Genomic DNA, 6,646 nt, shown 5'->3' with positions numbered 1-6,646 from the left:
AGCAGCGTGCGCAGCTTGACGCGGTTTTCGGCGCTTTCGAGGCGGGCCGCGATCGCGCTCTGGCGGCTGCGGGCTTCGCGCAGGCGGGTCTGGAGCTTTTCGATGTCGAGCTCATAGGCGCGCAGCGCATCGTCGAGCACGGTGATCTCGCTCTTCAGCTGATCGGCCATGTCGGCGGCCTTCTTCTTTTCGACCAGGGCGGCGCGGGCCAGGTCTTCGCGGTCCTTCGACAGCGCGAGCTGGGCCTTTTCGCCCCAGTCGGCCTGAAGCCGGTCAAGCTTGACGGTATGGCGGTGCATTTCCTTCTGGTCGGCGATGGTGCGGGCCGCGCTGGCGCGCACTTCGACCAGGGTTTCCTCCATTTCGAGGATGATCATGCGTATCATCTTTGCCGGATCGTCCGCCTTGTCGAGCAGGTCGTTGAAGTTGGCGGCAATGATGTCACGAGTGCGGCTGAAAATGCCCATCCAGGGAACTCCGGCAGAAGAAAGGGTCGGGGTGGGGGATTTGCGCAGGCGCTCGACTTCGGCGTCGAGGCGCGATGCGCGCGTGGTGAACGAGGTCTGGGCCGGAACACCCATGCGGCGGGGGGACTGGGAGCCGCTATCGGGGGTGGCCTGGGGTTCCGGCCCAAGCGGGTTGAACGGGGTATGGTCCATTTCGTCGGTCACCGAACTCAGGCCTGCTGGGCCGAAGCGGCGCTGTGCGACAGCGCGACCTGCGGGGCGGCCTGAAGCTGCTGCGACAGGACGAAGATGTTCATGGCGAGCATCGCGGTGACGCTGGCGACAATCGCCTTGTCGAGGGTGCTGGCGGGGCGGGTGAACTTGCTGAACATGGTGTCCTCACGGATTTGCGTTTGAACCCTGTTTCGCAAACGCCGTGCCAAATGCGAAAAGGTACGGAAATCCGCCATTCCCGAATTTAATCGACGAACGACATATGGGATTTGTTTCCCAATGTTGGGATTTTTCACTATATGTTGGGCATGGATCGAGCTACCCAGTTCGTCGGTCAGTCCGGGGCCTTTCTCGACGCGGTCGAACGCGCCAGCCGCGCCGCGCCGATGCGCCGCCCGGTGCTGGTGATCGGTGAGCGCGGAACCGGCAAGGAGCTGATCGCCGAACGCCTCCACCGCCTCTCCCCGCGCTGGGGCGAGCCGCTGGTCACGCTGAACTGCGCGGCCTTGCCGGAAACCTTGATCGAGGCGGAACTGTTTGGTCATGAAGCGGGTGCCTTCACCGGTGCTACCAGAGCCCGCGCCGGGCGGTTCGAGGAAGCCGACAAAGGCACGCTTTTTCTCGACGAACTGGCAACGCTGTCGATGGGGGCGCAGGAGCGCCTGCTGCGCGCGGTCGAATATGGCGAAGTGACGCGGATCGGCGCCTCCAAGCCGATGCGGGTTGACGTGCGGATCGTCGCTGCGACCAACGAAGACCTGCCCAGGCTGGCCGAGCAGGGCCGGTTTCGTGCCGACCTGCTCGACCGTCTCAGCTTCGAGGTGATTACCCTGCCGCCGCTGCGGGTGCGCGAGGGCGATATTGCGGTGCTGGCCGAATACTTCGGGCGGCGCATGGCAACCGAACTGGGCTGGGAAGCCTGGCCGGGATTTTCCGATCACGCGATGCGCGCACTGGAAGAGCACCAGTGGCCGGGTAACGTGCGCGAACTGCGCAACGTGATCGAGCGCGCGGTCTATCGCTGGGACGATTGGGACCAGCCGGTCGCCCACATCGTGTTCGACCCCTTCGACAGCCCGTGGAAACCTTCCGCGCCGGTCCATGCCCAGCCGCCAGAAGCCGCACCCGCCGCCCATGCACCGGCCGCGGCACCATCGGCTCGATTTGACGAGATTTCGGACCTGCGCGGCGCAGTTGATGCCCACGAAAAGGCGATCCTCGAACACGCGCTCGGCCGCCACCGCTACAATCAGCGCCAGACCGCCAAGGCCCTGGGCTTGACCTATGACCAACTGCGCCATGCGATGAAGAAGCATGGGCTCGGCGAAAAGGGAGCGGGATGATGAAGGTATGGCCGATTGTTGCGGCGCTGGCCGCGTTGCTGGCTGCGCCGGTTCACGCCAAGCCGACCGAAGCTGAGTTTGCTGCCGCCAAGGCTGCGGAGACGCGCGGCAACCTGATGTTCGATTACGATCAGGCCGCCTGGCACGCCACCGATGCCTTTATGGATGAAGTCTCGAAGTCGGGACGCGACCTCGACCGGCTGGCCAAGGAAGAAGGCCTTGCGGGCTATATCGTCGAACCGGGGGAGAACGGCGCGCTGATTGCCACTTTCTTCGGCCGCAAGGGCGATGTCCTGCAGGCGGTTGCGCGCTACATCGTCAAAGGCAGCAAGGTGACCGGCGGCGGCTTCCTGAAAGCTGGGGATGACCCGGCGCTCTCACCGCTGGCGCTGCGGATGATTGCGGCGCGCGACGTGGCATTCGACGCCGGTGCGCAGGGCGATCATGGTCTGTGTTCGCGCGAAACCCCCAACACGCTGGTCCTTCCGCCTGACGATCACGGCGTGATCTCGGCCTATATCCTGACCGCAACCCGGACGAGCGGCATCTACCCGGCGGGCGGACACTTTCGCTTCGATGTCGGGCCTGATGGCAAGCTGGTTGGCGAGCGGCGCTTCATGAAGGGCTGCTTCACGGTCGATTACCGCCAGCAAGACGGGAAGACGCCCAGCGCCGTCTTTGTCACCCACCTGCTCGATCCGCAGCCGACCGAGATTCACGTCTTCGTCAGCCGCAACATTCCGATCGGCCTTTACGTGGGTACGGAGGCCAACAACGCCGTCTGGGAAGTGGAAAAGGGCCACATCAAATACGTCAGCGATGTCCAGCTAGTACCGACGATTCCGAATTAGGCAGATACGGCGCATCGCGCGCCGATGCGGCCTTACTTGGTCGCGTACTGCCCGGCCTTGGCGTTGAAGTGATCGCGCGCCCAGGTCTTGGCGGCGGCTGCCGTGGCGAAGCATTCGTCCTGCATCACGCCGGTGACGATCGGATAGCCTTGCGAGTTGTAACGAACGTCTCGCACGGTGAGCCGGAACTGGCCTTCGGCGTCCTGCTTGATCAGGAAGGGCCGGGTTGCTTCATCGGTCATCGGTTGTTTCCTCGGTGCGAGTGCGTTCGCGCTCGGCGCGCGCAGTCTGGGTGGCGATTTCGCGGGCGGCCAGCGTTCGCCAGGCCGCCTCGGAGCGTAGAAAAGTCTCGCGCTGGTTGGAAAGCGTCGCCGCTGCGGCCGCTCGCGCGCAGCTTTCCGCCTGGTCGAGCAGGAAACGTGCGGGAGTGGCCATCGGCTTCGTTCTTTCCGGTTTGAGGGCAGGGCTTAGCCCAGCACCTCGAGGACTGCCTTGCGGAACTCTTCGCGCGAAAGGGTCGCGCTGCGGTCCGGTGCCATGTGCATTCCAGTGAATGCGGCGGCAGTAGCGTGGGTCTTGGTGCGGCCGGCAAACGCCGACCGGGTATGCGAAAGTACGGTATTCAGATTCATTCTAATCCTTGGCGCATCCGTGCGCCCTTGCATTGTTTTTGGGGAAGCTAGCGCCGCCCTTTGCGTGGCCCAGCGGGGCCGCCGCCCGGTCCGCGATCGCGAAACACGATGCGGCCCTTGGTAAGATCGTAAGGTGTCATTTCGACGCGAACCCGGTCGCCCACCACCGAGCGGATGCGAAACTTGCGCATCTTGCCCGATGTGTAGGCGATGATCCGGTGATCGTTTTCCAGCATGACGCCGAAGCGCCCGTCGGGAAGGATCTCGTCAATTTGGCCCTCGAGGGTCAGCAGATCCTCTTTGGCCACCGCGTCAGGCGGCTTCGAGATTGACGGCCGAGGTCTTGCCGCGGCGATCGGTTTCCAGCTCGTACTTGACGCGCTGGTCCTTATCGAGCGTGGCCATCCCGGCGCGTTCGACCGCGCTGATGTGGACGAAGGCATCGCTGCCGCCGTCTTCGGGTGCGATGAAGCCATAGCCCTTGGCGGAATTGAAGAACTTTACGGTACCGATAGTCATGTCTGGTTCCCTTCACGAAACCGAGTTACCCTCCGGCAGCGTGCCGGGGGAGCAAAGTGGCGTGTAAGGGAACGAAAGAGGGCCTTGGGGCCAAGTAAAGTTCCGTCGCAGGCGACGTTAGCCCGACCCATATAGGACAGGCAGGCGCAAATTGCAACCGGGCGGGGAAAACCCCGCAAACTGGTGCTTGCTTTTGCGCGCCTTCGCGCCTATCTGGCGCTTATCCCGACATTGTCAAAGCAACGAAGGGGCTGGCGCCAGAACGGGGCCGGCGCCGATCCGCTTTGCAACAGGTCCGGGCTATTGGAGATTACATGGCGGATATCGCTCGCATTACCGAGATTGTTGAGCCCGAGGCCAAGGCCCTGGGCTTCGATCTCGTGCGCGTGCGCTATTACAAGGGCGGCGAGATCGGCCCGATCACCGACCATGACGACGAGCACACCCTGCAGATCATGGCCGAGCGTCCCGAAACCGGGCAGCTGGTGATCGAGGATTGCGCTGCGCTTTCGCGCCGCGTCTCCGATGCGATCGACGCGCTGGAAGAAGCCGGGGAAGTGCTGATCGACGAGGCTTACCGGCTTGAAGTGTCTTCGCCGGGGATCGACCGTCCGCTGACCCGCGCGAAGGATTACGTCAACTGGGCCGGGCACGAAGCGCGGATCAACCTGACCGTCCCGGTTGAAGGGAATCGCAAGTCGCTTCAGGGCGAACTCGTGGGCCTCGAAGGCGATGTGGTGACGTTGGTGGACAAGAAGTCCGGCCGCGTTTCCTTTCCGCTCACCGATATCCATTCCGCCAAGCTGGTCCTCACGGACAAGCTGATTGCTGCCACGCGCCCGCTTGATACCAGCGGCGCGGATGAATTGCTTGAAGAACAGGAAGACTGATTATGGCCAGTCCGATTTCCGCCAACCGCGCCGAACTGCTTGCGATCGCCAACAGCGTCGCGTCGGAAAAGATGATCGACAAGTCGATCGTCATCGAGGCGATGGAAGAAGCGATCCAGAAGTCCGCGCGTAACCGCTATGGCGCCGAAAACGACATTCGCGCCAAGCTCGATCCGCGCACCGGCGACCTGCGCCTGTGGCGCGTCGTCGAAGTGGTCGAAGAGGTTGAGGACTACTTCAAGCAGGTTGACCTCAAGCAGGCGCAGAAGCTCGACAAGAACGCCAAGCTGGGCGATTTCATCGTCGATCCGCTGCCCCCGGTCGACCTTGGCCGCATCGACGCGCAGTCGGCCAAGCAGGTGATCTTCCAGAAGGTCCGCGATGCTGAGCGTGACCGTCAGTACGAAGAATTCAAGGACCGCGCCGGCGAAGTCGTCACCGGCGTGATCAAGTCGGTCGAATTCGGCCACGTGATCGTCAACCTTGGCCGCGCTGAAGGCGTGATCCGCCGCGATCAGCAGATCCCGCGCGAAGTCGCCCGCGTGGGCGAGCGCGTTCGGGCGCTGATCCTCAAGGTGGAACGCCAGAACCGCGGTCCGCAGATCTTCCTCAGCCGCGCGCACCCCGAATTCATGAAGAAGCTGTTCGCGCAGGAAGTGCCCGAAATCTATGACGGCATCATCACCATTCAGGCCGCCGCCCGCGATCCGGGCAGCCGCGCCAAGATTGGCGTGATCAGCCGCGACAGCAGCATCGACCCGGTCGGCGCCTGCGTCGGCATGAAGGGCAGCCGCGTTCAGGCCGTTGTGCAGGAACTGCAGGGCGAAAAGATCGACATCATCCCCTGGAGCGAAGATACCGCGACTTTCGTGGTCAACGCGCTGCAGCCCGCCACCGTCAGCCGCGTGGTGATCGACGAGGAAGAAAGCCGCATCGAAGTGGTCGTGCCCGACGATCAGCTTTCGCTCGCGATCGGCCGCCGCGGCCAGAACGTGCGTCTGGCCTCGCAGCTCACCGGCTCGCAGATCGACATCATGACCGAGGCCGAGGCTTCGGAAAAGCGCCAGAAGGAATTCGCAGAGCGTTCGAAGATGTTCGAGGAAGAACTCGACGTCGATGAAACCCTGTCGCAGCTGCTGGTGGCCGAAGGCTTCAGCGAGCTCGAAGAAGTTGCCTACGTCGAACTGGCCGAACTGGCTTCGATCGAAGGCTTCGACGAAGAACTGGCCGAGGAACTGCAGAGCCGCGCGCAGGAAGCGCTCGACCGCCGCGAGGAAGCGAGCCGCGAAGAACGCCGCGCCCTGGGCGTGGAAGACGCGCTGGCCGAAATCCCGCACCTGACCGAGGCGATGCTCGTCACGCTCGGCAAGGCCGGGATCAAGACGCTTGACGATCTGGCCGATCTTGCCACCGACGAACTCATTGCCAAGAAGCGCACCGAACAGCGCCGCCGTGACAATGCGCCCAAGCCCGGCGCCCCGCGCCGCAGCGAACGCGCCGAGGACAAGGGCGGCGTGCTGGGCGAATACGGCCTGAGCGAAGAGCAGGGCAACGAGATCATCATGGCCGCGCGCGCCCACTGGTTCGACGACGAACCGGCTAATGAGGAGGCCGCCGATGCGGATTCCTCACAATGAGCCGCTAGGTTCCGACAGCCTGGATGCGCCCGAGCGGCGCTGCATCCTCACCGGGAGCAATGGCTCCCGGGATGAGCTGATCCGCCTTGCCATT

Annotated in this window: 11 protein-coding genes; 4 read left to right on the top strand and 7 right to left on the bottom strand. The window is 63.6% G+C overall.

All coding sequences use genetic code 11. From position 1 onward, the window contains the following. On the bottom strand, positions 1-581 hold a 581-nt coding region (locus ACE3SN_RS15625), incomplete at its 3' end, for a PspA/IM30 family protein (protein ID WP_374531569.1). Positions 582-676: 95 nt separating this feature from the next. Then, positions 677-838, bottom strand: coding sequence for a hypothetical protein (locus ACE3SN_RS15620; RefSeq protein ID WP_374531567.1), 162 nt, complete (start codon positions 836-838; stop codon positions 677-679). 150 nt (positions 839-988) lie between these two features. Between ACE3SN_RS15620 and pspF the strand changes: the two genes are divergently transcribed. Continuing rightward, the gene (gene pspF / locus ACE3SN_RS15615; protein ID WP_374531565.1) at positions 989-2,023 is read left to right on the top strand and encodes a phage shock protein operon transcriptional activator; all 1,035 of its coding nucleotides are present in this window, start codon (positions 989-991) and stop codon (positions 2,021-2,023) included. After that, positions 2,020-2,874 (top strand): hypothetical protein, encoded by an 855-nt coding sequence (locus ACE3SN_RS15610; RefSeq protein WP_374531564.1) that lies wholly within the window; start codon positions 2,020-2,022, stop codon positions 2,872-2,874. The genes pspF and ACE3SN_RS15610 overlap by 4 nt, the downstream gene beginning before the upstream one ends. Before the next feature lie 32 nt (positions 2,875-2,906). Here ACE3SN_RS15610 and ACE3SN_RS15605 read toward each other — a convergent pair whose 3' ends face one another. From ACE3SN_RS15605 to ACE3SN_RS15585, 5 genes are read right to left on the bottom strand one after another with little or no spacing between them, the layout of a single operon-like run. Beyond that, positions 2,907-3,116 (bottom strand): hypothetical protein, encoded by a 210-nt coding sequence (locus tag ACE3SN_RS15605; protein WP_374531562.1) that lies wholly within the window; start codon positions 3,114-3,116, stop codon positions 2,907-2,909. Continuing rightward, a complete protein-coding gene (locus ACE3SN_RS15600; protein ID WP_374531560.1) occupies positions 3,106-3,309 on the bottom strand; it encodes a hypothetical protein in 204 nt (67 codons plus the stop codon). The genes ACE3SN_RS15605 and ACE3SN_RS15600 overlap by 11 nt, the downstream gene beginning before the upstream one ends. Before the next feature lie 32 nt (positions 3,310-3,341). Next, positions 3,342-3,506, bottom strand: a complete 165-nt coding sequence (locus tag ACE3SN_RS15595; protein ID WP_374531558.1) for a hypothetical protein — start codon at positions 3,504-3,506, stop codon at positions 3,342-3,344. Positions 3,507-3,553: 47 nt separating this feature from the next. Further along, positions 3,554-3,814: a translation initiation factor IF-1 gene (infA, locus tag ACE3SN_RS15590; RefSeq protein WP_374531557.1), complete on the bottom strand. Its 261-nt coding sequence runs from the start codon at positions 3,812-3,814 to the stop codon at positions 3,554-3,556. A 4-nt stretch (positions 3,815-3,818) separates the two neighbouring features. Further along, a complete protein-coding gene (locus ACE3SN_RS15585) occupies positions 3,819-4,025 on the bottom strand; it encodes a cold-shock protein (RefSeq protein WP_374531555.1) in 207 nt (68 codons plus the stop codon). A gap of 314 nt (positions 4,026-4,339) precedes the next feature. On the opposite strand from ACE3SN_RS15585, the gene rimP reads away from it, so the two are divergent. Both rimP and nusA read left to right on the top strand, forming a co-directional pair. Next, the gene (rimP, locus tag ACE3SN_RS15580; protein ID WP_374531553.1) at positions 4,340-4,915 is read left to right on the top strand and encodes a ribosome maturation protein RimP; all 576 of its coding nucleotides are present in this window, start codon (positions 4,340-4,342) and stop codon (positions 4,913-4,915) included. Positions 4,916-4,917: 2 nt separating this feature from the next. Beyond that, a complete protein-coding gene (gene nusA / locus ACE3SN_RS15575) occupies positions 4,918-6,552 on the top strand; it encodes a transcription termination factor NusA (protein WP_374531551.1) in 1,635 nt (544 codons plus the stop codon). The last annotated feature ends 94 nt before the right edge of the window (positions 6,553-6,646 follow it).

This window comes from Novosphingobium sp., from assembly GCF_041915465.1.
In the GTDB taxonomy this organism is placed as follows: domain Bacteria; phylum Pseudomonadota; class Alphaproteobacteria; order Sphingomonadales; family Sphingomonadaceae; genus Novosphingobium.
This window is presented reverse-complemented; position numbering and strand designations above follow the sequence as displayed.

Coding starts and splice junctions, on each gene's coding strand:
- ACE3SN_RS15620 (WP_374531567.1), bottom strand. CDS start 838: ATGTTCAGCAAGTTCACCCGCCCCGCCAGCACCCTCGACAAGGCGATT.
- pspF (WP_374531565.1), top strand. CDS start 989: ATGGATCGAGCTACCCAGTTCGTCGGTCAGTCCGGGGCCTTTCTCGAC.
- ACE3SN_RS15610 (WP_374531564.1), top strand. CDS start 2,020: ATGATGAAGGTATGGCCGATTGTTGCGGCGCTGGCCGCGTTGCTGGCT.
- ACE3SN_RS15605 (WP_374531562.1), bottom strand. CDS start 3,116: ATGACCGATGAAGCAACCCGGCCCTTCCTGATCAAGCAGGACGCCGAA.
- ACE3SN_RS15600 (WP_374531560.1), bottom strand. CDS start 3,309: ATGGCCACTCCCGCACGTTTCCTGCTCGACCAGGCGGAAAGCTGCGCG.
- ACE3SN_RS15595 (WP_374531558.1), bottom strand. CDS start 3,506: ATGAATCTGAATACCGTACTTTCGCATACCCGGTCGGCGTTTGCCGGC.
- ACE3SN_RS15585 (WP_374531555.1), bottom strand. CDS start 4,025: ATGACTATCGGTACCGTAAAGTTCTTCAATTCCGCCAAGGGCTATGGC.
- rimP (WP_374531553.1), top strand. CDS start 4,340: ATGGCGGATATCGCTCGCATTACCGAGATTGTTGAGCCCGAGGCCAAG.
- nusA (WP_374531551.1), top strand. CDS start 4,918: ATGGCCAGTCCGATTTCCGCCAACCGCGCCGAACTGCTTGCGATCGCC.